The following is a 25,211-nucleotide window of genomic DNA, read 5'->3' as shown; positions in this document are numbered from 1 at the left end:
GAGGAATCTGTTATGGCAGTGACGAATTATTCAAAAAGTATCAAAGAGGATACCAAAAAATGGCTCACATTAGCTACACTCGAATTATTAAAAACAACACAATTATCAAAACTGACAGTTTCTGAAGTAGCTAAGAGATCAGGTGTGAGTAGAATGGCATTTTATCGGCATTTTACTGATCTAACACAAGTGTTGACCGAATATTATGAACCCAAATTTCAAGCTATTTTTGATAAAACAATCAACAAAGTTAGTCATGAACAGAAAATTGATGATTTGTCTGAATTTTTTCAAGAACTGACACCAGATTTCCAAGCGGCTATTGAAGGAGGTTACAAAGAGATTATCTTTCAACTCTTTAGTCAACAAATGGCCCGCTTTTACGATGAAACGACCACTTGGGAAGATTGGGAAGGAAGTAAACGTTACTACTGGATCAAATTCATGTCAGCTGGCATCTTTGAAGTGTGGTTGAGTTGGATCGAAACGGGACAGAAAGAAAGTATTTCAGCAATGACAGATTTAATTAAGGAATTTCATGAGTAGTTATTTCTTAAAAAACAAAATCTAAAATACCCATCCAATTTTTTGGTTGGGTATTTTTTTAGTTAACTAGCTATTTTACAAAAAAATGAATCCGCCTCCAAAAAAACTGTTGCAAAAAATAAAAGTCATGCTATAGTGAAGTTGAACCGGTTCAACTTATTTAAATGGGGGAGATTTACTAATGAGTTTTGTAGACAAGTTATCTGAAAAGTTATTACCAATCGTTTCTAAGATGAACAACCAGCGTCACTTACTTGCAATTCGAGATAGTTTTATCATTACGATGCCACTAGTAATGGCGGCGTCTGTCATGGTCTTGTTAAATGCATTGATTTTTTCTAATGCCTTTGTTCAACAATGGATTGACTTGAGTTTTCTAGCAAACCTGGCTTCCATCGTCAATAATGGTACGATGAGTATTTTAGCAATTGTTGTGTGTTATAACATCGGCTGGAATTTAGCAAATCATTACATTCGATCAGGTGAGATGAATGATCCGGCTTTTAGTGCAGTGCATGCAGGTGTGTTAAGCGTTGCTGTTATGTTTATTCTGATGCCGTTGAAAAGCAGTGTTACTTTGGTGGACGGTAGTACAGCTGAAGCAACTGGCGTATTTTTACAAAGTCTGACTTCTTCTTCCGGTCTAGCAACGGCGATGATTGCTTCCATTGTTGGGACAGAGTTATTTATGAAGCTAGCAAAAATCAAGAAGTTAAAAATCAAAATGCCTGATGGTGTTCCACCGGCAGTTGCTACTTCATTCAATTCTTTAGTTCCTGAAACAGCAGTTATTCTTTTATTTGCTATTTTTGTTTTTCTACTGGATAAGTTTACTGGTCTTGATTTTCCAAGTTTGATTGAATTAGCCATTCAAACACCTTTAAAAGCTTTCGTCTTATCTGTTCCTGGTATTTTATTTTTACAATTCTTCTCTGATTTTCTTTGGGTTTTTGGTATGCATGGTTCAAGTATTTTGGCACCAATTCGTCAAGCACCATTATTACAATCGATTCAAGAAAATATGGATGCTTTTTCTGCTGGAAAAGAAATTCCTAATATTATTACCGAACCTTTTACGAATGCATTTGGATTAATTGGTGGAGGAGGCTGTATCTTACCATTAGTGATTGCGATTTTGTGGGTTTCAAAACGACAAGAACAGCGACAAATCGCCAAGTTTGGTTTGACAACTTGCTTGTTCAATATTACTGAACCTGTGATGTTTGGGCTACCAGTCGTAATGAATCCAATTTATATGATTCCCTGTGCGCTTATTCCATCAATCAATTTAGTTATTGCTTATGTTGCAACAAGTGTTGGTTTGATTGAAAAAACAGTTGCTGCAGCACCATGGATTACACCGCCAGTAATCCAATCATTTATTGCAACTGGGGGCGATGTAAAAGCAGCTATTTTGACTGTGTTATTAATTATTTTAGACGTCTTTTTATTTGTACCGTTTGTATTAGCTGCAAATAAAGCACGACAAGAAGGAGCGGGGGAACTTGGCTAAGTATCCATATCAAAATCCAGAACTAACGATTCGCCAACGTGTAGAAGACTTATTGGCACGCTTAAGTCTTAGCGAAAAAGTTGGGCAAGTCAATCAGCATCTCTATGGCTGGGAGTGTTATAAAAAGGAACAAGAAGCTGTTGAATTAACAGAAAAATTTAAGAATCATGTTCAGTGGGGTGGTGGCTTAGGCGCACTTTACGGGTTGTTTCGTGCAGATCCTTGGTCAAAAGTTGATGATAAAAATGGAATTGCTGCAAAGGATAGTTGGAAGGTAGCAAACCAAGTGCAAGAGTACGTGATTAGCCATTCTCGTTGGGGAATTCCCGCTTTAATCGTTGAAGAGTGTCCTCATGGGCATCAAGGACTGGAAAGCATTTCTTATCCTACGAATGTTGGTCGAGGTAGTAGTTTTAACCTAGAACTAGTTGAGCAGACAAGTCGCTTAATGGCGAAAGAACTAGCAGCAAAAGGTGTGCACTTAGCATTAGTTTCAACCTTGGATTTATTAAAAGATCCGCGCTGGGGAAGGTCAGAAGAATGCTTTGGGGAAGATCCGATTCTCAGTGCACGAATGAGCGAAGCAATTGTTCAAGGTTTTCAAGGTTCTCTGATTTCTGATGAAATAGCTTTCTTGGATCAACGAGTGGCAGATATTAATCGGTCTAAAGAACAAATTGGTGTGGTCTTGAAGCATTGCATTGCACAAGGGGAGGCTCTTGGTGGTCATAATTCTGGAACTGTTCCAATTGGCAGACGAGAATTTGCAGATGTTTATACACCGTTATTAAAAAGTACACGTAATGCTGTCGGAGTAATGGCTGCATACAATGATATTGATGGTGTCCCTTGTCATGTGAACCATGAATTGTTTGAACAAAACCTGCGAGCAAAAATAGGGTTCCAAGGATTGGTCATGGCAGATGGGATTGCTCTGGATCGTCTGAATGATGTATATGAAAGCCAAACAGAAGCAGCTAGCCATGCATTAACTGCTGGGATTGATTTAAGTTTGTGGGATGAAACTTATACTCGGATTGAAGAAGGCGTGTTGGAAGATGTGATTGACGAAGCCATGCTTGATCGGTCTGTCCGACGCATTCTAGCAATTAAATTTTTATTGGGATTATTTGAAGATCCTTTTATCAAAGACCCGAAAGATCAATGGGAAGAGTTATTGACAGAATCAAGAAAATTAAATCAACAGTTGGCAGAGGAAAGCTTAGTTCTTACTAAAAACAATGGTGTGCTTCCGCTAAATCCAAGCGGGAAAAAAGTTGCTGTTATCGGACCGAATGCAGATAACTTGTATCATTTGTTGGGTGATTATTCAGCTCCACAAACAGAAATCCAATTAGAAAAAACGGTTTATCGGGAAATCAAGCAGCTATTTTCTTCAGCGACTGTTACGTATGCCGAGGGTTGCGAAATTCGAAATGAAGTATCACAAGAAGCAAAAATCGAAGAAGCACTTCAAGTAGCAGGAGAGGCAGATCTAATCATTACTGTTTTAGGTGGCTCAAGTGCGCGAAATTTCGATATGGAATTTTTACAAAATGGCGCGGTCTCATCAAAAGGGGTAAATATGGACTCTGGAGAAAATGTTGATGTCGCCTCGTTATCTTTAGGAGGAAAGCAAGAATTCCTCTTAACTGAACTGTCAAAACTTGAAAAACCACTCATTTCAGTAGTAATCCAAGGTCGTCCATCTGACTTGTCATTGGTCGAAGCAGTGTCTGATGCTGTTTTGATTGGCTGGTTTCCAGGCCAAGAAGGAGGAAAAGCAATCGCGAAGACATTACTCGGACAATCAAATCCAAGTGGTCGTTTAAGTGTTACTTATCCTAGAAATAGTCAGCAATTACCTGTTTATTATTATCAGAGAGATGCCTCAAAACAAGAGAATTATTATGATTTAAGTGGCAGTCCACTGCATGATTTTGGGGAAGGGTTAAGCTATACCACGTTTGCTTATTCAGCACTTCAATGCAAAACAAATGTTGACAAACTAACGGTATCCGTTAAAGTTAAAAATAAAGGAACGATTGCTGGCAAAGTTAGTTCGCTTGTATTTGTCAAACTCCTTGGAGGATCTGTTATTCAGCGTAAAAAATTGCTGAAAGCTTTTAGCAAACATGAATTAAAAGCGCAGGAAGAAAAAACGGTGACGTTTGAGTTGTCTCCAGAGGATTTTCAATATGTAGGTGCAGACAATTGCTGGCATTTCGCCAAAAAAGCAAAAATCATGGTTGGTGATCAGGAGGCAGAAATCAATTGTGATTGGTAGGGGTGGGAGAAATGGCATCAATTAGAGACGTTGCTCAACTTGCTGGTGTTTCAGTAGGAACAGTATCACGGTACTTGAATGGTCAAAAATTAAGACAATCAAATGTTGAAAAAATTACTTCAGCGATCAAAGTTTTAGACTATAAAGAAAATATTATTGCCAAAGGGCTTAAAAATAATCGAAGTTTTTCCATTGGCTTACTGATGAACAGTATTTCTAGTCGATTCGGCTCAGAAGTTGTGTCAGGAATTGAAAAAGTTGCTGAAGCAAATGGTTATAGCATACTACTTAGTGGTTTTTCAAAAAGTGAAAAGCAAATGGATGAGAAAATTGATTATTTGTTGAAACACTCCGTGGATGGATTGATTGTCTTTTTATCAAGTGAAGAGTGGATTGACATGGAAAAATTAGCACAAGTCAACGTCCCAATTGTCTCTTTGAATTATCCAGATCCATTGAACAATGCAGATGTCATTTTATTGGATGATCGTGAAAGTGTCTCAAATGTGATTTCTGATTACATTGCTAAAGGCCATCAAAAAATCGGTTATATCACTGCTCCGCAAACAGATTACACAGCAAAAGAACGACTGTTAGGCGCAAAAGATGCAGTCGAGAATCACCCCGAAGTAGCACTTGAAATTTACGAAGGGGATTACACCAGAAGGAGTGGCTACCAAGGAACAAAAGAATTATTAATGGCAAATGCAACAGCTATCTTTGTCAGCAACTACAATATGTCTCTTGGATCCTTAGAATGTTTTAATGAACAAGGAATTTCTGTAAAAAAAGACATTGCCTTTGGTCATTATGACTATTTATCTGAAGGGGAGCAAAGTATTTTACCGCAGGTCACGATTAATCCGCCAACCGAAAAAATTGGTGAAACGGCAGCAACGATTATCCTTGAACGAATCAAAGGAATACCGGAAAACTTGCCATCTGAAAAACAAACAATTATTCTGAATAACCAGATTTTAGGGATGACTACTGAATAATAGTTGAAAAGTTTATTTGATAAAAGGAATCGGGAAGAACTAGTAGTTGATTTCATAGGAATGATGAAAGACGTGCGAGATCAAATGAGGTCTCGGCGTTTTTTTGTTTGCGGTGAAAAACGACTTAAATGAGTATTGTTCTCATTTTTTTGAAAAAAGTGAAAATTTACTGGATTTTTTATTGATATTTCCGTTTTTCCATGCTATTTTCTTTTTTGAGGTGAAAGGAAAATGATTGAAAACAAAAAGAAAATATGGTGGCTATCTATTTTGCTTGGCACATTAAGCGCCTATGGCCCCTTACTACTTGATACTTATTTACCAGCTTTACCAGTGCTAGAAACGGACTTTGGCATCCCGACATCAATGGTTCAGTTAAGCTTGACCATGTGTTTAGCAGGGCTCGCATTTGGTCCATTGTTTATTGGCGCAATCAGTGACCGTATCGGGCGGAAGAAACCACTTCTATGGGGCATTGGTATTTCTGTCATTGCCTGTTTATTATCAGTATCTGTCACAAATATTTGGTTATTTTTAAGCTTACGTTTGATTCAAGGAATTGCTAGCTCAACTGGCGTTGTTCTGACGCGAGCAATTGCAAAAGATTTATTTTCTGGAACTCAATTGACTCGATTCATTGCAATGTTGATGGCAATCAATGGTATTTTTCCAATTGTTTCTCCTTTACTGGGCAGTTTTTTCTTGAGCTATTTTTCTTGGCGAGTTATTTTTATTTTTCTTGCAGTAATTGGTTTGTTATTATTTTTAGGTGTTCTAATCGGGTTTAAGGAAACGCATGAAGTCCAATTGGCAACTGAAAAAGTTGATCAAAGAGCAGGTTGGCAAGCAGTATTCAGCGATCGACCATTTATGATGTTCGTGCTGATTCAAGGTTTCGTTTATGCAGCGATGTTTTGTTACATTTCTGGTTCGTCCTTTATGTTACAAAATGTTTTTGGTTTGTCGGATAAAATGTTTAGCTTGATTTATGGAATCAATGGAATCGGAATTGTAGTTGCAGCAGAACTTGCTGGTGTGTTATCGAAGAGAATGAGTAGCTTCCGTCAGCTAGGTTGGGGAGTAGGTCTTGGTTTTTTGGGTAGCATTTTAGTGATTATTAGTGGCATCCATACAAATCACTTGTGGTTAGCTCTGCTTGGGTTGTTGTTAGTCGTGTCGACATTGGGGTTAGTAAATGCAGTGGTAACAACAATGGCGATGGAAAGGCAAGGCAAACATGCTGGGATTGCTTCTTCCGTACTTGGATTAGGAATGTATGCAATCGGGATGGTCTTCACGCCGCTAGTAGGAATCATGGGAAGCAATACGTATTTACCTTTAGCTGTATTGATTTTTATTTCTGAAGCATGTGCGGTTATTTTATATAGAATGTTAGGAAGAGATATCTTTTCGAAAGAAAAAAAGAAATCACTGTTAAAAAATTAGTTAAGTAAAAGTGGCTGAAACAAAAGGCTGGCTTTCGTTTCAGTACGTAATTGAATGTTGAAAAGAGGAGAGGCTGGACAGCGTTCTGGCCTTTTTTGTGTAAAATAGACGCTTTCTGGTATCTGAAAACGTCTAAAAAGAGGATAGAGTATTTTTTACCTCTTTTTGCCAGAAAATCAGCAATCTTCTTGTCTAAGTTGATAAAAATGAAGCTGGTTGTGTGAAGGTGATTGCTCATTGTTAGTGAAATAAACAGAAACCTTCGTTAAAATAAATTTTGTTCTTGTAAAAGACGAACGTTATCCAGTTCGTTTGAAAAAAATAAAGTTTTTTTGTTGATTTTCTAGTTGGAAATGCTAAACTAGATAAAATGCCTTTGAAGGAGCGATTATCTTGAATTTAGAAATGACCTTTGCCAACCATACTTTTGCTAATCCGTTTATGAATGCGTCTGGTGTTCATTGTATAACGGTGCAAGAAATGCATGAACTAGCAAGCTCAGATGCTGGTGCAATGATTACTAAGAGTTGCACCATCCCAGAGCGCGCAGGAAATCCTGAACCACGATACTATGATGTAGCGTTAGGGAGCATCAATTCGATGGGGTTACCTAATTTAGGTTTTGCTTATTATTTGGACTACGCACTTCAATATGAAAAAGAAAATCCAACTGCTGCTCCGTTATTTTTCTCAATTGCGGGAATGAGTGTAGCAGAGAACTTAGAAATGTTAGAAATGATCGAAAAAAGTGATTTTCGTGGAATCACAGAATTAAATCTTTCTTGTCCTAATGTTCCAGGGAAACCACAACTTGCTTATGATTTCGATGCCACTTTTGAAACACTTAAACAAGCATTTGCCATTTTTACAAAACCGTTGGGCGTGAAATTACCACCATATTTTGACTTTGCTCATTTCGATGCGATGGCAGATATCTTGAATCAATTTCCTTTGACCTACGTTAATGCAATCAATAGTGTGGGGAATGGGTTATATATCGATCCTCAAAGTGACACGGTAGTAATCAAACCGAAGGACGGGTTTGGCGGAATTGGTGGCGAGTATATCAAACCAACTGCTTTGGCAAATGTTCGTGCTTTTTATACTAGATTAAAACCTGAAATTCAAATTATTGGGACTGGTGGGATTTGTAATGGACAAGACGCCTTCGAACATTTATTGTGTGGCGCAAGCATGTTGCAAATTGGAACGCAATTGCACAAAGAAGGACCAGAAATTTTTACTAGAATAATCAAAGAATTAGCAGAAATTATGGAAGTAAAAGGGTATCAATCAATTAGCGAATTTCAAGGGAAATTACGAACTATTTCATAAAACTCAACAAAAAACGTGAGGCAATTGTGCCCCACGTTTTTTTTGTTTACGCTTATTCTTCTAAAGGTTTATTTTTTTGGGAATGTTTTGCTAATAGTTCGCGTAAAGAGCTAACATCCTTATTGGTTTTGAAATTATTTGTGATATAAAGATCGGTATATCCAAAATCACAAAGAGAGACAGTGGAGTTAGTAACCAGAATATCATAAGACTTACCAAACTCAGCGATTTCACACGTGATGAAAAAATGGTTTTCAAATTCAGTTTTGACCATTTCCACCATGATATTACTGTAAAGATAATCATCACTTGAGTGGACGCCAATCGTAATCTGATTTGTTGAAAAACGTTTTATCTGATTAATGAAATAAAGGTAGATACGAGTTACTAGTTGTTTAGTAGTATCTAATAAAGCTTTTTCAACTAAAATTTCTCCTTCATCTACGATTTGATTTGCAAGTTCGAAGTTAGGAATAAAGGTGGTTGCTTTGAGTAACCGTTCAGAAATAATTTTTTCTTCAAGAAAGGTGATACTTCCTCGAAAGTAGAGAAGTGAACCATGTATTTGTGTCAAATAGTACTTCCAATTAGCAATAAATGTTTCGTCAATTTTCTCTTGGTCAAGTTGATAGTCAGATTTAACTTTGCTTACTACCAGTTCATTCAGTGCGATGATTTTAGGGTTGCTGGTCGGCCAATAGCCATCTTCTAAAATCATTGCAACATCAGGTGGCACTATCGACATAGAAGAGATGAATAGGTATAAATAAATTGCATTATGGGGTGAACCAAAAACAGCAGAGTGACTGAGTGAAAAAAAGTAAGCATCACGCACAATCTGATAAATAGAATCTTCTGTCTGATAGTCAAAAAAAGTTTCCAAAATAGGACTTGAATCATTTAAAGATTGCTTTAAAATACGTGTCTTTAAGATCCGAATCCAAAGGTATAGCTTTAATTTTGCTTCTCTTGTGAAAGTTTGTTTTAATTTCTTTTCCAAGTAATCTGCAAAACGCATGGTGCTTACGTCATTTGTTTTCCCTTCCAATTCGTCTAGCGGGACACCTACCCAAAATAATTGATAGAAAAAATAACAAATTTGTAGTTCGTCGCCAATGATGGTTCCTTTGCGAATCTGAATATCAAATTCTTCAATTTCCTTGTTTAATTTTTTTAGGTGACGATAAATAGCAGCTTCACTTAATGAAACGCTGTGACTTAAATCAACGATTGAATAACTTGGATGTTGATATAGATAGATGAGAATTTGATAGTCAACCGAACGATTCAAATAATAATAATAGAACTTGTCTAAGCTGGTGTGATTATCCTTTTGAAGTGTGATACTGTTGTGTATTTTATCGTATGTAAGAGATAACCCGATATTTAATTGCTCGAGGGTAGAGCCGACTTCTTCAATATTTGTTTCAAAAAGGAATCGAGTGAGTGCTAATTCTTCAATCATTGTTGTGGTGCTTGTCTTAGCATTATAATCCAATAAAAAATGGACCATTGAAATTTGAATACGACTATTTTTATCCAATAAATTCAAAAGGTTCAAAATCAACACCTGCTTTTCACATTTTTAGTAAGACTTAGTTCATCACACATAACACGGAATTTATAAATAACAACAATATATATGAATCTAGCATAGATAATTATAACATCAATTAAAAAAAAGCAAAGAATATTTTCTGGGCGCTAGAAATGTTTTTTTCTTCACAATGAACGAAACCAACGAGAAAAAGTCTTAGAAAAAGGGAGACTGGGACAAAATTAGTTCCAGTCTTTTTCTTTTCCGTCAATCAGTTTAGATGAAAAGAAGAGCAGATATAACTTGGGTGAGCAAGTGAATTTCGTCCTAACTCTGAAAAATAATTTTTGGAGATTTGGTTTCTGCTTTTTTTAAGCAAGCATTTTTACGTAAATACTGTATGAATTGATGAGTAATAGCTTTCAACAAAAAAAGAAGAAAGATTACTAGCGGTTTTCTCTTTTGGTTTTAAGGTTTCATGTTTAAGTTACTTTTTCAAATAATAGGTAGTAATCAAAATATCTTGCTGGTGGTTCCCAAATCCAGTACCGAACAATGTTAATCCTCCTTGATGCTTGGCATCATCTTCAACCGAAAAGCGTAATTTGATAAAAGGTAGTTCACGTAGTTTCAAGTCTTCGATCGTCACGTCAGAATAAGCTTCACCATCAATTCCGGTATCTAATTTATTGATGCGAAGATGCTTTAAAAGACCGTATTGACTGAAACTATCGTTCCACCATTCGGGCGTATAGCGTCCACGAATATCTGAAAAATTTCCAGGGACAGTGTAGACAGCTACTTTGACATCATTCACGTAGATGGAGATATCACTTGGCCAAACATTATTTGATAACGGAAATTCTGATGCAATTTCAAAACTAATTTCAAGCATTTCAGGTGTTTCATTTTCTTGTAATAAATTAGGTATTTTATACTCAACAAACCCACTACTGAACCATAACAATGACGCATCAACTCGTTTGGCGTCCATAAAATATTTTGGGTCATCTGCTTTACCAACCACATCTTCAATCGTCGCTAATCCACAAGTAGGTGTAACAGAAAAATCAGTAAAATGACCAAGTTTCAGGTTAGTAGAATAACGTTGAAATTCTTGATAAATTTTCTCTGGAAAACAAATATTAATATCATCGACTTTAAGGTAGACCATTTTTTTATTTCGATTGGCACCAACGCCACGCTCAGAATGTATCAAACCTGCATCTTCCATTTTTTGAATGTGTCTAGTGGTGATCGCACTACTGATTTCCAAATGTTTCGCAATCTCACCAATACTTTTTTTCTCGCTCCCGATAAATTTTAAAATTTCCAAACGGGTAGCACTAGCGAGGCATTCAAAAACAGGCAATGAACGTTCATCTAAAGAAAGTTCCATAATTTTCCATCTCCTATTTAACTAAAAAGTTAACAGATTATCTCTCAGTACGATTATATCCCAACACCTATTTAACTGTATAGTTGTTTTTGATAAACGTTGACAAAATAGTGTTGACTGCGCTTACATACGATGCTAATTTAGCAATGTACTAGTTGTTGAAAATAAAAAAATACTAAATGGTTCATTAGCCTAAAAATAATTTCGGTTGAAAATTAACTATTTAGTAAAATTGAGAGAGGGACAGAAAAATGAAAAAATTATTAGGTATGGCATTGGTGACGGGCGCTTGTTTGATGACATTAACAGCATGTGGCAGTTCTGGAAGTACGGGGTCGGCAAATGAAAAAGAAATCGTTTTTTGGAATCCATTCACAGGGGCGGACAGTTCAAACGTCAAGGCAATGATTGATGAGTATAACAAAACAGACCCTGAATATAAAATCAAAAATGTCTCGTTAAAAGAAACAGATATGTATACCAAAATCCCAACGGTCGTTAACTCAGGGAAAAATATCCCGGATTTGAATATTGTTCATGCAGAGCGAATTAAGCAGTATAAAGACAACGACATGCTAGAAAATTATGATGAAATTTTGGCTGATTTTCCCGAAGTCAAAGCCGAAAATTACGTGACTGAAGCATGGAATTTGGGTGAATTGGATGGTGTGCGATACAGCTTGCCACTTGATATCCACAACTGGGGAACTTATTACAATAAAGAACTGCTAGAAAAATATGCACCCAATGCTCTGGATGACAATATCTTGACCTTTGATGAGATCAAAGAGGCAGGCGAAAAAGCAAAAGCTGATGACGTTCGAGGCGTAGCTGTTACTTGGATGAAACCCAATTACTTATCTACATTCAAGCAAGCGGGAGGCGAATTAACGGAAGATGGAACGGCACCAACCTTGGATACACCAGCGGCTAAGGAAGCAATGAATGCATGGGCTGATTTATATCAAGCTGGAGTTACAACAAAAGATGGGGAAGACCCAACGCAATTATACTTAGCTGGAAAACTACTTTTTTTCCCAGAAGGCATTTGGCTACAAAATAATATCAAAGATGCAAAATTTGAGTGGGGATTGACCAATTCACCACAACTAACAGCTGACGCAAGTAAAATAGTCAATTGGGCATCTTCCCATCAATTTGTGATGTTCAAGAACAAAGATCGTTCCGATGAGAAAACAAAAGGAATCATGGAATTTATCAATTGGTTGCGGACGAATTCACTTGAGTGGGCAAAAGCGGGGCAAAATCCAGCAACGTTAGCAATTTTAGAGAATGAAGAATACCAAAAGATGCCACAATCATTCTTCATTGAAACACCTGAACAACAAGCAACACTTTCAATCTTTGACTATAAATATAATGGTTATGTTTCAGAGTACATTGATGCGCATGGTTTTGATACGATTTTTGGGAAACAGTCGGTGGCTGATTTCACGAAAGGGATGCAAAAAGAAGTTGTCGATAAAATTGCCAAGGATAGTTCCAATAAATAAATTTTTTTCACAAGTTATTTTGATTCAAGAAAGGATTGCGCAGTTATGATGACTTCTACGGAAACGATGTCAAGTACAGGCAAGGTAATCAAGAAAAAGAAATGGCTGCCTTGGATGTTCTTGGCACCACACTTAACGATTTTTACAATTTTTTTCTTACTACCTGTCATTTTTGGTTTGTATATTTCTTTAACAGACTGGGACTTATTCAACTCGCCGACATTTGTTGGCTTAGCTAATTATCAAGATCTTTTGTTTAATGAACAGTCTACTTTTTATGAACAATTGCGGATTGGGTTAAAAAATACATTTTTATTTGTTCTGTTTTCAGTGCCGAGCTGTATTATCGTTCCGTTGATTTTAGCAGCAGCATTAAATACGAAACCAAAATTAGCAAAACTATTTCAATCACTGTTTTATTTACCATCACTCTTTGCCATTTCTGCCGTAGTAATCATTTGGACGCTAATTTTTAATGTCAACTATGGTCCAATCAACACGATTTTACAATCTGACATTCCTTGGACTGGGACACAGCCCTATGCCTGGATTGCGTTAGTGGTTGTAACAGTTTGGTGGACAATTGGTGGAAATATGATTATCTATCAAGCAGCATTAAATGGCATTTCAAAAGATTTTTACGAGGCAGCCGATATTGATGGCGCTACGACGTTACAAAAATTTTTTAAAATTACTTTGCCAGCAATCAGAGGACAGATTTTATATACCGTAGTAATGACAACGATTGCACAGTTTAATGTTTACGGACAACCGCTAATGTTGACAGGTGGTGGACCAAACAACTCAACGCGAGTCTTATTGATGTATATCCAACAAAATGCGTTTGGTTCAGGACAATCAATTGCCGGAATGGCATCTGCGATGGCAGTCATTTTAGGTCTCTGTATCATGGTCGTTTCTGCGATTCAATTTAAGTTTTTACGAAAAGAGTAGGGGGAGACAAGATGAAGAAAAAGTCAATGTCTAAACTAATGGCATTTTGCTTTTTGCTTGTGATGGGAATTGTTTGGATGATTCCATTACTGTATGGTGTGTTGACATCATTTAAATCTGAGATGGAGCTGATGACAGCGGGGTTTAAGTTATTACCAATTGAATGGGTCTTAACGAACTACACAGAACTTTTAGTGAATAATTCAAGTACACCGTTAGTTAAATGGTTCTTTAATTCGTTATTCATCTCTGTTTCTCATACTCTTTTGGTGTTAGTTGTCGTCTCATTTTCGGCGTTTGCTTATAGCCGTTTAAGTTTTAGAGGTAAAAATGGACTCTTTTCCTTTTTGATAGCAACGATGATGTTTCCGAGTGTAGTGAATTTGATTCCACTTTATAAAATCGTTGATATTTTAGGTTGGGTCAATACGCCATTGGCAATGATTGTCCCAGGAGCAGCTGGTGTATTCAACATTTTCTTAGTTAAGCAGTTTATGGATAATATTCCAAAAGACTTTGATGAAGCCGCACAGATTGATGGTGCGAGCGAATGGACGATTTTCCGTAGAATTATTTTACCTTTGATTAAACCAGTGTTATTAGTAGTAGCGTTATTTGCCTTTACGGGTTCTTGGAATGATTTCTTGTGGCCATCCATCGTATTTAATGATATTGAAAAAATGCCGATCACTTCAGGGTTACAACTTTTACAAGGCATGTACCAAGCGCAACCAACCTTGTTGATGGCGGGCGCTTTGGTGGCGATTATTCCGACTTTTATTTTGTACCTATTTGCTCAAAAATATTTTTTACAGTCGATGTCTTTATCTGCTGGTGTGAAAGGATAAGAGAAAATGGAAAGAAAAAGAGAACGACAATTGATTCGAATGATGGGAATCTGGCAAATCCTTGATGGGGTAGTAACAATCGGAATTTATGGCTTGTACCAGCAACAAATCTTTTCTGGTATGGTCGAAAGTCATTTAGCACAATTGAAGGCAATTGATGCATTATTTGGGAATGTTTTCTTATTTGTCTGTACGTTTGGCACGTTATTGATTGGTTTAGGATTAGCAAATTTAGTCATTAGCCAACGATATGTAAAAGACAATCAGGTGAATATAAAAATAGGTGTGTACTTATTAGTTCAAGGCTTATTCTCTTATTTGATTCTGGACATCATTAGTTTGGCGTTAGGAATGACAGCAGGAATTATTTTACTTGCTAGAAATAAGGGAATTAAATTGAACGTTCAAAAATCTTAGTTGGGAGTTAAAAATATGATGCGTGAAGAGTATCCTCGTCCGCAATTTGTCCGTGAACACTTTGTCAATTTGAACGGAGTCTGGTCATTTGCTTTTGATGATAAAAACATTGGAATAAAAGAAAGGTGGTATTGTACACCTGAAAAACTTGATCAAATAATTGAAGTACCATTTGTTTATCAATCAGAGTTAAGTGGGATCAACCAACGTCAAATTCATGATGTTGTCTGGTACCAGCGAACATTTTCTTGGGAAAAACGGGAACAAAAAAGATGTTTCTTACATTTTGGTGCAGTGGATTATCGAGCGGATATTTATGTTAATGGTTGTTATGTTGGAAATCATCTTGGTGGGCAAACGTCATTTTCATTTGATATTACTGACTTTTTAATAACAGGAGAACAAAGTTTAGTTGTCCGTGCTTGGGACCCGCACGACGATGAAACGATTCCAAGAGGAAAACAATTTTGGGAAGCAGAGTCAAGAGGCATTTGGTATACGAATAGCACAGGGATCTGGCAAACCGTTTGGTTGGAAGAGGTGTCAGAAGAACATCTCGAAAAGATCGAATTAACACCAGACATTGACCAAGGAAATGTCTGTCTTGCGCTCACCGTACCAGCTGCGGCTGTTGGCCGAACGTTGCGCTATCAAATTTCGTTTAAAGATATCGTAATTTGTGAAGATCAGCTAACCATTTTTTCAACTTTCACCAAACGTTGGATTGATATTTATAATCAAAAAATTTTTCGTACCAACTTTCATGACCATGGGTGGACTTGGTCGCCTGAAAACCCAAATCTGTTTGATATTCGTTTTGAATTAGTTGAGGGGAAAGAAGTGTTGGATCAAGTAACTAGTTATTTTGGGATGCGTAAAATTCATGTTGAAAACGGAATGATTTTCTTAAATAATCAACCCTATTATCAAAAGTTAGTATTAGACCAAGGCTATTGGCCTACGGGATTACTGACAGCTCCCGATGATAAAGCATTGATCAAGGATATTGAGTTAGCGAAGGAAATGGGATTTAACGGTTGTCGAAAACATCAGAAAGTGGAAGACCCACGATTTTTATATTGGGCAGACCAGCTAGGTTTTCTCGTTTGGGGAGAATGTGCATCCGCGCCTATTTATACGTCAGACGCGGCTTCTAGGCTGACCAAAGAATGGGTCGAGATTATTGAACGTGATTATAATCATCCGTCCATCGTAACGTGGGTTCCGCTAAATGAAAGCTGGGGGATTCCGGAAATCCATTTGAATACGCAACAACAAAGTTTTTCTAAAAGCATCTACAACTTTTTGCATGCGTTAGATACAACTCGTTTGGTTATTTCTAACGATGGTTGGGAAATGACTGAAACAGATATTTGCGCGATTCACAATTATAATCATGGTGAGGAAACTGAAACTGAAAAATACAATCATTTTAAACGAAGTTTAGCAAGCGTTGATGGATTGATCAACCATCCACCAGGGAAATGGGCAATTTTTGCTCAAGGATTTACCTATCAGAATCAACCGATTTTGTTGACTGAATTTGGGGGTATCGGCTATCAGGTGCAAGGTCAAAAAGGATGGGGTTATACTTCCGTAAATGACGGCACACAATTTCTTGCGGATTATAGTCGGATTATGCGAGCAGTTTATGAATCTAAAGCATTATGGGGTTATTGTTATACGCAGTTAACAGATGTAGAACAAGAAATTAATGGCTTGCTTACTTATGATCGACAAGCAAAAGTTTCTTTAAAGAAAATTAAGGAAATTAACGATCAATATCATCCAGAACGCATTTCTATTAAAAATCAATGGAGAAACGAGGCAGAATATGAATAACCTTCGACGAGAACACCCACGCCCACAATTCATTCGAAAAAATTGGACTTTGCTTGACGGCACTTGGGCATTTCAATTTGATGATGACAATCAAGGAATCCAACACCAATGGTACAAAGGAATTCCCAATACCGTTCCGATTACTGTACCTTTCACTTATGAAACAGAATTGAGTGGTATCAATGATCCTGCCCATCATTCTGTTGTATGGTATGAGAAGACAATTGATTTAGAGGAGCAAAAAAAGTACACCTTATTATTTGAAGGCGTTGATTATTTTAGCCAAATCTGGTTGAATGGCAAACAAATTGGCTCACATCAGGGAGCTTACGAACGTTTCGAATTTGATTTAACGGAAGCGCTACCCGGTAAAAATCATTTGGTGATTCGTGTAGAAGATTCGCTTGCGGAGGACCAACCACGAGGAAAGCAGCGATGGTTAACGGATAATTTTGGTTGCTGGTATGTTCAAACAACGGGGATTTGGAAATCGGTTTGGTTGGAAGAACAGCAGTCAGAAATCCGATTGGCGTCAGTTAAAATGACGCCAGATTTAGCCAACGATCAGATTGTTTTTGAGCCACTTGTTAAAGAAGGGGCGACTTATCCAAAAAGAAGTTATTTATTTGAAGCGGAAGTCTCATTTGCTGAACAATTAATTAGTTCACATCGAGGATTACTAACTCATTCACTCACCCCAATTTCATTGCAAACAAAAGTCAAAGAGGACGGTTGCTGGGGAACGAAAGTCTGGTCGCCAGAAACGCCGCATTTATATGATGTCACTTTCCGTCTTTTCACTGAAGAAGGTGACTTATTAGATGAAGTATCCAGTTATTTCGGCATGCGTGATATTTCTATCAAGAAGGGACAAGTTTTATTGAACCATCATCAACTCTATCAGCGATTGATTTTGGATCAGGGTTATTGGAAAGAATCAGGAATCACACCGCCTTCGCTTGAAGCGCTGGAAGTAGATCTTGATCGGATTATAGAAATGGGTTACAACGGGTTAAGAAAACATCAAAAGATCGAAGATGAACGGTTTTTATATTTATGTGATGAAAAAGGTTTGTTGGTATGGTCTGAGATGGCATCAACTTATTTGTTTAACGATCAAGCAATGGAACGTTTTGTTGATGAGTGGCAAGCAATTATCCGCCAAAATTACAATCATCCATCAATCATTACTTGGGTACCATTTAATGAATCTTGGGGAATCAAAGGAATTGAACACGATCAACGACAACAACACTTCACTGAAAGTATCTACTATTTAACGAAATCTTTTGATAAACAACGACCAGTAATTACAAATGATGGTTGGGTCCATACCATTTCTGATATTTTGACATTACATGATTATGAAGAATATGGTGAACGTTTCACAGCACGGTATGAAAATAAGAAAGATTTTGTAACTAATGAACATCAGTTTAATCAAGATTTTTATGCTTTCGCTGATGGGTATCAGTACCAAAATCAACCAATCATTATTTCTGAATTTGGTGGGATTGCTTTCACAACCGAAAAGGCAGAAGACTGGGGTTATGGGAATCAAGTGAGGAATGAGGAACAATTTATGACACGTTTTGATGCCATCCATCAAGCGATTCAGGAGTTACCATTTATTACGGGGTACTGTTATACACAATTGACAGATGTTGAGCAAGAGGTAAACGGACTGTTAACTACGGATCGAAAACCAAAAGTTGATTTAGCTAAAGTGAAAGAAATCAATACAAGAAGAGTGAAGTAAGTCAAAAATAATTGCGAATTAAAGTTGGGTTTAGTCACGGATGAAAGTGATGCCCAACTTTTTTATTGTTTAAAAGTTTGTGCACAAATGTGCAAGCGTATTCATTGTTTTGTATAGAAACTTATGGGAGAATAACTTGGGAAAAAAGGAGGGTCTAAAATGAAAGATGCGATCTATCTATCTCAAGCATTGAAAGAGAAGCAATTCAGCCAACAAGAGTTTCTTGAAGAAACAACGAAAAAAGCAAAAAAACTGAATCCCGAATTAAATGCTTTTGTGACATTTGCTACTACTGATTTGCCTCAAAAAAAGACTGATTCATTATTAGCGGGAGTTCCTTTTCCGTTGAAGATGCTAGGGCAAGAGAAAAAAGGTTGGTTGGCGACATCTAGTTCTGTTTTGTTCCAAGATCATCATGCTTCGATGAATTCAAACTATGTTCGACAAATTGAATCGCTTGGCTTGTTGCCGTTTGGACAAACGAATTCACCCGAATTCGGCTTTAAAAACATCACAGATCCTGTACTTTATGGTCCAGCAAGAAATCCATGGAATGTTGCTCATTCACCCGGTGGTTCAAGTGGTGGCGCAGCAGCGGCTGTAGCAGCCGGCATTGTGCCTATGGCGGGAGCAAGTGACGGTGGTGGTTCTGTTCGAATTCCGGCTTCCTTTTGTGGTCTGATTGGGCTAAAACCTTCAAGAGGAACGATGCCTGTGGGACCTTATGCATGGCGTGGTTGGCAAGGAGCAGCAATTGATTTTGGGTTAACGATTTCTATGCGGGATACGGAAGCATTATTTTATGGTTTACGTGGGACTGCTTCAGGTGCGCCTTATCAAGCATCACCAGCAGAATGGCAAACACATCCAGAGAAAAAAACGTTGCGTGTAGCGGTTTGTTCTGCCTCACCGATTGGTTCAACAATTAGTGAAGAAGCAAAACAAGCGATAAAACATGCAGCAGATTTTTTAGTTGAGCAAGGACATGACGTAGTAGAAGTTACTTATCCATTGGATGGTCGTCACTTGATTAATTCTTATTATCAAATGAATGCTGCTGAAACGGCAGCGATGATTACTTCGATTGAAGGAAGTCTTAAACGGTCGGTCAGACAAGAAGAATTAGAACCGGTTTCATGGACGTTACTAGAATATGGGAAAAAAATCGCTGCTGCTACTTATATTGAATCCTTGCATGTTTGGGATCGTGCAGCGGTAACAATGGAAGAATTATTCCAAGAGTATGATCTGTTTCTTTCACCAACGACTGCGTTCTCAGCTCCAGAAATAGCAAAAGATTTACAAAGTGATCTGATTCGCGAGAAGATGAGTCAAGTTTCTGAACTGTCGGAAAAACAAGCATTTGATGTTGTTACGGAAATGTTTGAGGAAAGTTTGCAGATTACGCCTTATACTCAGTTAGCCAATCTAACTGGACAACCAGGTATCAGTTTGCCAACACATCTAACTGCTGAAGGGTTGCCATTAGGAATTCAGTTTATGGCAGCTAGAGGTCGCGAAGATCTTTTATTTACTATAGGAAAGTTATTTGAAGAAAATCAAAAATTTTATTTACCGAAAAATGTTCAATAGTGTGTGATTGTGATTCGTAGGAGGAAAAAATGAAAAAGTCAGTTTTTGCAATTATTTTAGTCAGTGGTTTATTCGCCTTAGCAGCTTGCGGCCAAGGAAGTTCTAAAACGTCAGAAGATAATAGTTTAAAGCAAGTGGAAGATAAGAAAGAAATGGTTGTTGCGACTTCAGGAACACTGTTCCCAGCATCTTATTATAACGATGATAATCAATTAGTTGGTTATGATGTTGACGTAGCAAAAGAAGTAGCGAAGCGTTTGGGTGTTGATATCTCGTTTAAAGAGTACAATGTTGATGGCCAAATTACTGCTGTATCTAAGCAAGCAGTTGACTTTGCAGCAAATGATTTTGGGATTACAAAAGAACGGGAGAAAAAATTCTCTTTATCTGATCCAATTAAATATTCTTTTGATAGTATGATCGTGCGTCAAAAAGATAATTCTGGGATTGCTTCTTTAGAAGATTTGAAAGGAAAGAAAGCTGCCGGTGAACCTAACACAAGTTATATGAAATTAGCAGAAAAATATGGTGCAGAATTAGTTACTTATGATAACGCGACGAATGATCAATATCTAACAGATGTTGCTAATGGACGAACAGATGTGATCTTAAATGATTATTACTTACAAAAGATGTCTGTAGCTGCGTTACCAGATATTCCAGTTAAAATTTTAGAAAACGTTTATTTCAATGCAAATAGTAGTGGCTTTTTGTTTAAAAAAGGGCATGATGCTTTAGAAGGAAAAGTGAACGAAACACTTAAGCAAATGAAAGAAGACGGGACATTGAAAAAAATTTCTGAAGGTTATTTCCAAACCGATGTTTCAGTGAAACCAAAAGAAGAAATTGCTGAGACGGTGAGTGAATAATGTATTTTCCCGCAATTGATTTTCTTCTAATGTGGCAGTCTATCCCCTTTGTTTTACAAGGGCTGACTTATACGTTAGGAATCGGGGTCCTTTCTTTCTTATTAGGCAATGTTATTGGGATTTTATTAACAATACTTGGGTTAGTTCGCTGGCGACCTATTCGTTGGTTCGTCCGGTTTTATCTCTCTTTTTTTCGGGGAGTTCCTGCATTAGTATTACTTTTTTTACTGTATTTCGGCTTACCGTATCAACTGAGTGCCGTGACAGCATCGATTATTTGTTTTACGATTACAAGTAGTGCTTTTCTCGGTGAGATTTATCGTGGATCGTTAGCTGGTGTGCCTCAAGGACAATGGGATGCTGGCTTGGCTGGTGGTTTTTCTTTTTTGGGTGTTTTGCGTTATATTGTGTTGCCGCAAGCTTTTCGCATCTCGATTCCTGCACTAAGTAACGTAGCGATGGATTTGGTGAAAGGGACTTCTTTGGCAGCAACGATTACCGTTCCAGAAATTTTTCAAAAAGCAAAAATCATTGGTGGGCGGACATTTGACTATTTTTCGTTGTATATTTTAGTCGCTTTGGTTTATTGGCTGATTTGTATTGGAATTGAGAAAGTCCAACAACTATTAGAAAAGCATTATGCCAATCGTTTGATCCAATGAACATGAATAAATAATAACTGAAGTTGGGATAGAAAATGATCCTAGCTTCTTTTTTTATAAAAAATTGCTATTTCATTCTTCCTGTTAGATAATTTTCTTGAGAAGAAGTTATTTTTCGCACAATCTTCCTGCAAGAATGAGAAAAAAAGAGTCTTTTTCGAATAAGTTTTTGTCATGATGTGTTTCGTGCTACAATTTTTGTGCAAATAATTGAATGAACTGGGGGATAAACGTGAAGAAAAGAAGATTAGCTTTGTTAGGGCTTGGCTTATTTTTAGCAATTGGTATACAGACAGAACATGCACAAGCAGAAGAAATATCAACAACTAGTACAGGTAGCATTCCAATGTATCGCCTTTTCAATAAATATAGTGGTGAGCATTTATACACACGTAGTACGGGGGAAAGAGATAATTTGAAACGTGTTGGTTGGAATTACGAAGGTGTGGCATGGCAAGCCCCAACCAGTGGATCGCCCGTATATCGTTTATACAATCGCTATAATGGTGAACATTTTTATACGATCGATGCAGGAGAAAGAGATAAGATTTCCCATACTGGCTGGACCTATGAAGGGATCGCTTTTTATTCTTACAGTGGTGCTAATGGTGTACCAGTTACACGTTTATATAGTAAAAAAGTGAATTGGCATCATTATACGCTAGACAACAATGAAAAAAATATCATCAGCAAACAAGGGTGGAAAATCGAAGGTGTTGGCTGGTATGCAATGCCGAATAGCGCCCCAACCCCAAGCGAAGAAAAACTATTGAATGTGCCTGTTGTTTGGCAAGGAAATACGATGTTGTGTGAAGGTGCGTCATTACTACAAGGGTTACGTTATAAAGGAGTTACGAATCAAGACTTATTGACTTTCGTTAACTCGATGCCACGTGCAAATGATAATAATCCATATCATGGATATTCTGGTGAATGGCGTCATAATGTTTCTGGTACTTATCAAGGAATGATGGCTGATCCGGTCGTCCAATGGGCGAAAAAAGTAGGTGGAAATACAGCAAATATTTCCGGAAAAGGAACGGCTGGAATTAAGAATGAGATTCGTAAAGGAAATCCAGTTGTTACTTGGATCACGTATAATTATGCTTCGCCGCAATTCAAACAAATGCCTTGGGGACGCGCCGTTTGGAATGGACATGTGGTATTAGTCGATGGGTTCAAAAATGGTGCATATCATGTTGTCGATCCTGTCTTTGGTGCAAAATGGATCAATGCGAGTACTTATGAGAATGCGTTTAATGTAACTGGTATGGCAGTAGCAGTTCGTTAATCAAATATGTTGAGAAAAGTTCGTTGGAGTGTGGCACTAGCTGTTGCACTCCTTTTTTGATTTACTGTTAAGTAGAGAAATAACTAGCATTTTTGATTATCGTTGTGTAAAATAAACAAGATGATTAGGCGAAAATACGTTCGTGTCGGAGGCGAGAAGATGAAAACATCCTTAACAATTGATATGGAGGAGTCACTTTACTACTATTGTCTTGAACAAGGTGGGATTGTGGTAGAAGAGGTGACGATGCCAGAAGAACAAGGAATTGTGGATACGTTATGTTGTCTAACAAAAACTGATGGAACGCGTGAATGGCGTTGTTATGAATTAAAAGTAACAAAAGCAGACTTTCGTTCAGCGGCGAAGCTCTCATTTGTTGGACACTATAATTATTTTGTGTTGCCTCAGGAACTCTACGAAATTGTTCAGTCAGAGATTCCGGCTGAAATTGGTGTTTTTGTTTACCGACCTTATGTCTCGGCAGAAGAAATGCCTGCACCAGGAACGTTTGCAATTGCCAAAAAAGCAACAAAAAAAGAACTGTCAGTACCGGAAACAGCATTGACCAACCGTTTTATGGCTTCACTATTTAGAGAAGTTCGAAAAGCGAAACAAATGGAACGAGGGGTTAGATATTTTCCGACTGAACAATTATATAAAGAATTAAAAAGACGTTCAGATGAACAAAGTCCATTTTCGACTGAACGTTATTATGAACGTTTCATGGAAGATTTAAATAATCAAGCGGTAGAAGAATTACAAGAAGAGGTTCTTGCCTTGCAACAAGATTATGAATACCTACGCCACCAACAACAAATTCGACGTTTACCAACTGAGCCATTGGAGTGATCTTATGTATTATCCTTATTTACGTGGAAAACAATTTGATTTGTTAGCCTTAAAAGAAGCGATTAATCGTAATGTTTTATCAACTAAAGTTCAGCCAATCATTGAACCAGTACGAGATTCTGCGACACTAAAAAATGTTGTTGAACTTTTCCAGAAGAAAAAACAACCGTTAATCGTGATTGATAATCCACAGGTAGGTCAATTTAAATTATTTCAAGAACATCTACACCCGTGGACTGAAACGCAGAAGAGTTCCATTCGGCATGGGCTGATTTTGACACCACAAAATTTCCAAGAGATTGTGAACAATCCTCCTGAATGGCTGATTTTTGATGGACAGTACTATTTAAGAGAATCAGCAAGCTGGAAAAAATTGGCAAATAATGAAACAAAATTCATTATTCCTGATAAGAGTCGCTTGCGAATTTGGCTACCAGAAAATAAAATCATTTTACGGGATTCGTTTCAAACAAAAAAATATGTCGAAAACTATGCTGAAAAGCCAGATGATTTTTTTAGTGACGATTACTTATTTCATCGAGAAGACGGCTATGTTGGTTTTGCTGATTTTACGATTGAAGGTAGTCGTTATTTTGATAAAGGGTATCCTAGTCGTGCGTTAGGCATTCATTTAACCTACGTTGATGCTTACGGGAATATCCGGGTGAAACATTTCATTTCTGATAGTAATGAGTCTGCAAAAGATCAAGCAGTTAAATTCTTCGAAGCAGCGGCAAAAATGAAAAATTGGGTTTGGCGCAATCAAGACCAACTGCTGATTACTTCAGGAATGATCGAGCTTTTGTTATTAGAAAAAAAACAAAAATTTCCGGGCTTAGGTGTATTAAAAAAATGGTCCTTACTGCATCACTTAGAGCTAATGAGTCAGTTAGTGGAGCATCCAACAAACTGGCTGAAAGAAGTGACACAGACCAATCGCTTACAAGAACTAGACCAATAAAAGGGAACCTACAGGAGGCAATGAAGATGTACCTTAGAAAAACAAGACCTGAAGACATCGAAAAAGTGATGGAAATCATTCAGGCGGCAACGCAATTTTTAGCAATACAAGGATTGCCACAATGGCAAAATGGGCAAGGCCCAACCAAAGAAATCATTTTAATGGATAGTGAAAAAGAGGAAAGCTTTGTTTTGATTGATGAGGAGCAGATCGTTGGCACAGCAGCTTTAGTTTCAGGTGTTGATCCTGTTTATACAGCGATTGATGGTTCGTGGGAAGAAGTCACATCAAGTTATTTATCGATTCATCGAGTTGCAATTGATCCAACAGTTCGAGGAAAAGGCTTGGGGAAAAATTTACTGAAACATTTAGTAACAATTGCGGCAATCCAAGGAGTCAAAGATATCCGAATTGACACGTATCCGACCAATGAACCAATGAAAAAAACAATTTTAGCAGCAGGCTTCAATTATCGAGGAATGATTGAATTTCCATTTGAACATGGGGAAAGACTGGCTTATCAGTTGGTGATTTAGTAGAAAATCATTGATGAATAAAAGTAAATCGTATTTTCTCCTTTGAATACAAGCA

General features: G+C 37.3%; 21 protein-coding genes. 19 read left to right on the top strand and 2 right to left on the bottom strand.

Annotated features, from left to right (window positions below):
• Positions 1-12: 12 nt before the first annotated feature.
• The 6 genes from IGJ93_RS06845 to IGJ93_RS06820 all read left to right on the top strand — a co-directional run bounded on the left by IGJ93_RS06845 (position 13) and on the right by IGJ93_RS06820 (position 8,125).
• Positions 13-546, top strand: coding sequence for a TetR/AcrR family transcriptional regulator (locus IGJ93_RS06845; RefSeq protein ID WP_067482145.1), 534 nt, complete (start codon positions 13-15; stop codon positions 544-546).
• 181 nt (positions 547-727) lie between these two features.
• Positions 728-2,059 carry a PTS sugar transporter subunit IIC gene (locus tag IGJ93_RS06840; RefSeq protein ID WP_071868405.1) on the top strand — a complete coding sequence of 444 codons (1,332 nt, stop codon included), beginning with the start codon at positions 728-730 and terminating at the stop codon, positions 2,057-2,059.
• A complete protein-coding gene (locus tag IGJ93_RS06835; protein ID WP_071868404.1) occupies positions 2,052-4,346 on the top strand; it encodes a glycoside hydrolase family 3 N-terminal domain-containing protein in 2,295 nt (764 codons plus the stop codon). The genes IGJ93_RS06840 and IGJ93_RS06835 overlap by 8 nt, the downstream gene beginning before the upstream one ends.
• Before the next feature lie 11 nt (positions 4,347-4,357).
• The gene (locus tag IGJ93_RS06830; RefSeq protein WP_071868433.1) at positions 4,358-5,344 is read left to right on the top strand and encodes a LacI family DNA-binding transcriptional regulator; all 987 of its coding nucleotides are present in this window, start codon (positions 4,358-4,360) and stop codon (positions 5,342-5,344) included.
• A gap of 231 nt (positions 5,345-5,575) precedes the next feature.
• Positions 5,576-6,790, top strand: a complete 1,215-nt coding sequence (locus IGJ93_RS06825) for a multidrug effflux MFS transporter (protein WP_071868403.1) — start codon at positions 5,576-5,578, stop codon at positions 6,788-6,790.
• Between the two features lie 393 nt (positions 6,791-7,183).
• On the top strand, positions 7,184-8,125 hold the full coding sequence (locus IGJ93_RS06820) for a dihydroorotate oxidase (RefSeq protein ID WP_071868402.1): 942 nt from the start codon (positions 7,184-7,186) through the stop codon (positions 8,123-8,125).
• Between the two features lie 52 nt (positions 8,126-8,177).
• On the opposite strand, the gene IGJ93_RS06815 is transcribed toward IGJ93_RS06820, so the two are convergent.
• On the bottom strand, positions 8,178-9,686 hold the full coding sequence (locus IGJ93_RS06815) for a helix-turn-helix domain-containing protein (protein WP_071868401.1): 1,509 nt from the start codon (positions 9,684-9,686) through the stop codon (positions 8,178-8,180).
• A gap of 463 nt (positions 9,687-10,149) precedes the next feature.
• Positions 10,150-11,061: an ArsR/SmtB family transcription factor gene (locus IGJ93_RS06810; protein ID WP_067482132.1), complete on the bottom strand. Its 912-nt coding sequence runs from the start codon at positions 11,059-11,061 to the stop codon at positions 10,150-10,152.
• A 251-nt stretch (positions 11,062-11,312) separates the two neighbouring features.
• On the opposite strand from IGJ93_RS06810, the gene IGJ93_RS06805 reads away from it, so the two are divergent.
• The 13 genes from IGJ93_RS06805 (at position 11,313) to IGJ93_RS06745 (ending at position 25,156) form a co-directional block, all read left to right on the top strand.
• Positions 11,313-12,575, top strand: coding sequence for an extracellular solute-binding protein (locus tag IGJ93_RS06805; protein ID WP_067482130.1), 1,263 nt, complete (start codon positions 11,313-11,315; stop codon positions 12,573-12,575).
• A gap of 48 nt (positions 12,576-12,623) precedes the next feature.
• Complete coding sequence (locus IGJ93_RS06800; protein WP_370629936.1) at positions 12,624-13,529, top strand: carbohydrate ABC transporter permease; 906 nt, start codon at positions 12,624-12,626, stop codon at positions 13,527-13,529.
• A gap of 11 nt (positions 13,530-13,540) precedes the next feature.
• Entirely contained in the window at positions 13,541-14,377 is an 837-nt protein-coding gene (locus tag IGJ93_RS06795) for a carbohydrate ABC transporter permease (protein WP_285700432.1), read from the top strand.
• A 6-nt stretch (positions 14,378-14,383) separates the two neighbouring features.
• Positions 14,384-14,794: a hypothetical protein gene (locus IGJ93_RS06790; RefSeq protein ID WP_067482126.1), complete on the top strand. Its 411-nt coding sequence runs from the start codon at positions 14,384-14,386 to the stop codon at positions 14,792-14,794.
• Between the two features lie 15 nt (positions 14,795-14,809).
• Complete coding sequence (locus tag IGJ93_RS06785; RefSeq protein ID WP_095803656.1) at positions 14,810-16,636, top strand: glycoside hydrolase family 2 protein; 1,827 nt, start codon at positions 14,810-14,812, stop codon at positions 16,634-16,636.
• Positions 16,629-18,395 carry a glycoside hydrolase family 2 protein gene (locus IGJ93_RS06780; protein WP_071868399.1) on the top strand — a complete coding sequence of 589 codons (1,767 nt, stop codon included), beginning with the start codon at positions 16,629-16,631 and terminating at the stop codon, positions 18,393-18,395. Before IGJ93_RS06785 ends, IGJ93_RS06780 begins: the two co-directional genes overlap by 8 nt.
• A 159-nt stretch (positions 18,396-18,554) precedes the next feature.
• Positions 18,555-19,988: an amidase gene (locus IGJ93_RS06775; RefSeq protein ID WP_067482120.1), complete on the top strand. Its 1,434-nt coding sequence runs from the start codon at positions 18,555-18,557 to the stop codon at positions 19,986-19,988.
• A 29-nt stretch (positions 19,989-20,017) separates the two neighbouring features.
• A complete protein-coding gene (locus tag IGJ93_RS06770) occupies positions 20,018-20,857 on the top strand; it encodes a transporter substrate-binding domain-containing protein (protein WP_075491137.1) in 840 nt (279 codons plus the stop codon).
• On the top strand, positions 20,857-21,519 hold the full coding sequence (locus tag IGJ93_RS06765; protein ID WP_075491139.1) for an amino acid ABC transporter permease: 663 nt from the start codon (positions 20,857-20,859) through the stop codon (positions 21,517-21,519). The genes IGJ93_RS06770 and IGJ93_RS06765 overlap by 1 nt, the downstream gene beginning before the upstream one ends.
• A 280-nt stretch (positions 21,520-21,799) precedes the next feature.
• On the top strand, positions 21,800-22,810 hold the full coding sequence (locus IGJ93_RS06760) for a C39 family peptidase (RefSeq protein WP_333493976.1): 1,011 nt from the start codon (positions 21,800-21,802) through the stop codon (positions 22,808-22,810).
• A gap of 159 nt (positions 22,811-22,969) precedes the next feature.
• Positions 22,970-23,659, top strand: a complete 690-nt coding sequence (locus IGJ93_RS06755; RefSeq protein ID WP_270345429.1) for a hypothetical protein — start codon at positions 22,970-22,972, stop codon at positions 23,657-23,659.
• A 4-nt stretch (positions 23,660-23,663) separates the two neighbouring features.
• A complete protein-coding gene (locus tag IGJ93_RS06750) occupies positions 23,664-24,620 on the top strand; it encodes a sce7725 family protein (protein ID WP_270607599.1) in 957 nt (318 codons plus the stop codon).
• 26 nt (positions 24,621-24,646) lie between these two features.
• Positions 24,647-25,156, top strand: a complete 510-nt coding sequence (locus tag IGJ93_RS06745; protein WP_270345431.1) for a GNAT family N-acetyltransferase — start codon at positions 24,647-24,649, stop codon at positions 25,154-25,156.
• Positions 25,157-25,211: the final 55 nt, after the last annotated feature.

Source organism: Enterococcus sp. DIV0174, assembly GCF_050529065.1.
Lineage (GTDB): Bacteria > Bacillota > Bacilli > Lactobacillales > Enterococcaceae > Enterococcus_B > Enterococcus_B thailandicus.
Note: the sequence above shows the minus strand (reverse complement) of the source record. Positions and strands in the feature narration are given on the sequence as shown.

Excerpts from the sequence above, each read along its gene's own strand:
- IGJ93_RS06845 (WP_067482145.1), top strand. The coding sequence starts at position 13 with ATGGCAGTGACGAATTATTCAAAAAGTATCAAAGAGGATACCAAAAAA.
- IGJ93_RS06840 (WP_071868405.1), top strand. The coding sequence starts at position 728 with ATGAGTTTTGTAGACAAGTTATCTGAAAAGTTATTACCAATCGTTTCT.
- IGJ93_RS06830 (WP_071868433.1), top strand. The coding sequence starts at position 4,358 with ATGGCATCAATTAGAGACGTTGCTCAACTTGCTGGTGTTTCAGTAGGA.
- IGJ93_RS06825 (WP_071868403.1), top strand. The coding sequence starts at position 5,576 with ATGATTGAAAACAAAAAGAAAATATGGTGGCTATCTATTTTGCTTGGC.
- IGJ93_RS06810 (WP_067482132.1), bottom strand. The coding sequence starts at position 11,061 with ATGGAACTTTCTTTAGATGAACGTTCATTGCCTGTTTTTGAATGCCTC.
- IGJ93_RS06805 (WP_067482130.1), top strand. The coding sequence starts at position 11,313 with ATGAAAAAATTATTAGGTATGGCATTGGTGACGGGCGCTTGTTTGATG.
- IGJ93_RS06800 (WP_370629936.1), top strand. The coding sequence starts at position 12,624 with ATGACTTCTACGGAAACGATGTCAAGTACAGGCAAGGTAATCAAGAAA.
- IGJ93_RS06795 (WP_285700432.1), top strand. The coding sequence starts at position 13,541 with ATGAAGAAAAAGTCAATGTCTAAACTAATGGCATTTTGCTTTTTGCTT.
- IGJ93_RS06790 (WP_067482126.1), top strand. The coding sequence starts at position 14,384 with ATGGAAAGAAAAAGAGAACGACAATTGATTCGAATGATGGGAATCTGG.
- IGJ93_RS06785 (WP_095803656.1), top strand. The coding sequence starts at position 14,810 with ATGATGCGTGAAGAGTATCCTCGTCCGCAATTTGTCCGTGAACACTTT.
- IGJ93_RS06780 (WP_071868399.1), top strand. The coding sequence starts at position 16,629 with ATGAATAACCTTCGACGAGAACACCCACGCCCACAATTCATTCGAAAA.
- IGJ93_RS06775 (WP_067482120.1), top strand. The coding sequence starts at position 18,555 with ATGAAAGATGCGATCTATCTATCTCAAGCATTGAAAGAGAAGCAATTC.
- IGJ93_RS06770 (WP_075491137.1), top strand. The coding sequence starts at position 20,018 with ATGAAAAAGTCAGTTTTTGCAATTATTTTAGTCAGTGGTTTATTCGCC.
- IGJ93_RS06765 (WP_075491139.1), top strand. The coding sequence starts at position 20,857 with ATGTATTTTCCCGCAATTGATTTTCTTCTAATGTGGCAGTCTATCCCC.
- IGJ93_RS06755 (WP_270345429.1), top strand. The coding sequence starts at position 22,970 with ATGAAAACATCCTTAACAATTGATATGGAGGAGTCACTTTACTACTAT.
- IGJ93_RS06750 (WP_270607599.1), top strand. The coding sequence starts at position 23,664 with ATGTATTATCCTTATTTACGTGGAAAACAATTTGATTTGTTAGCCTTA.
- IGJ93_RS06745 (WP_270345431.1), top strand. The coding sequence starts at position 24,647 with ATGTACCTTAGAAAAACAAGACCTGAAGACATCGAAAAAGTGATGGAA.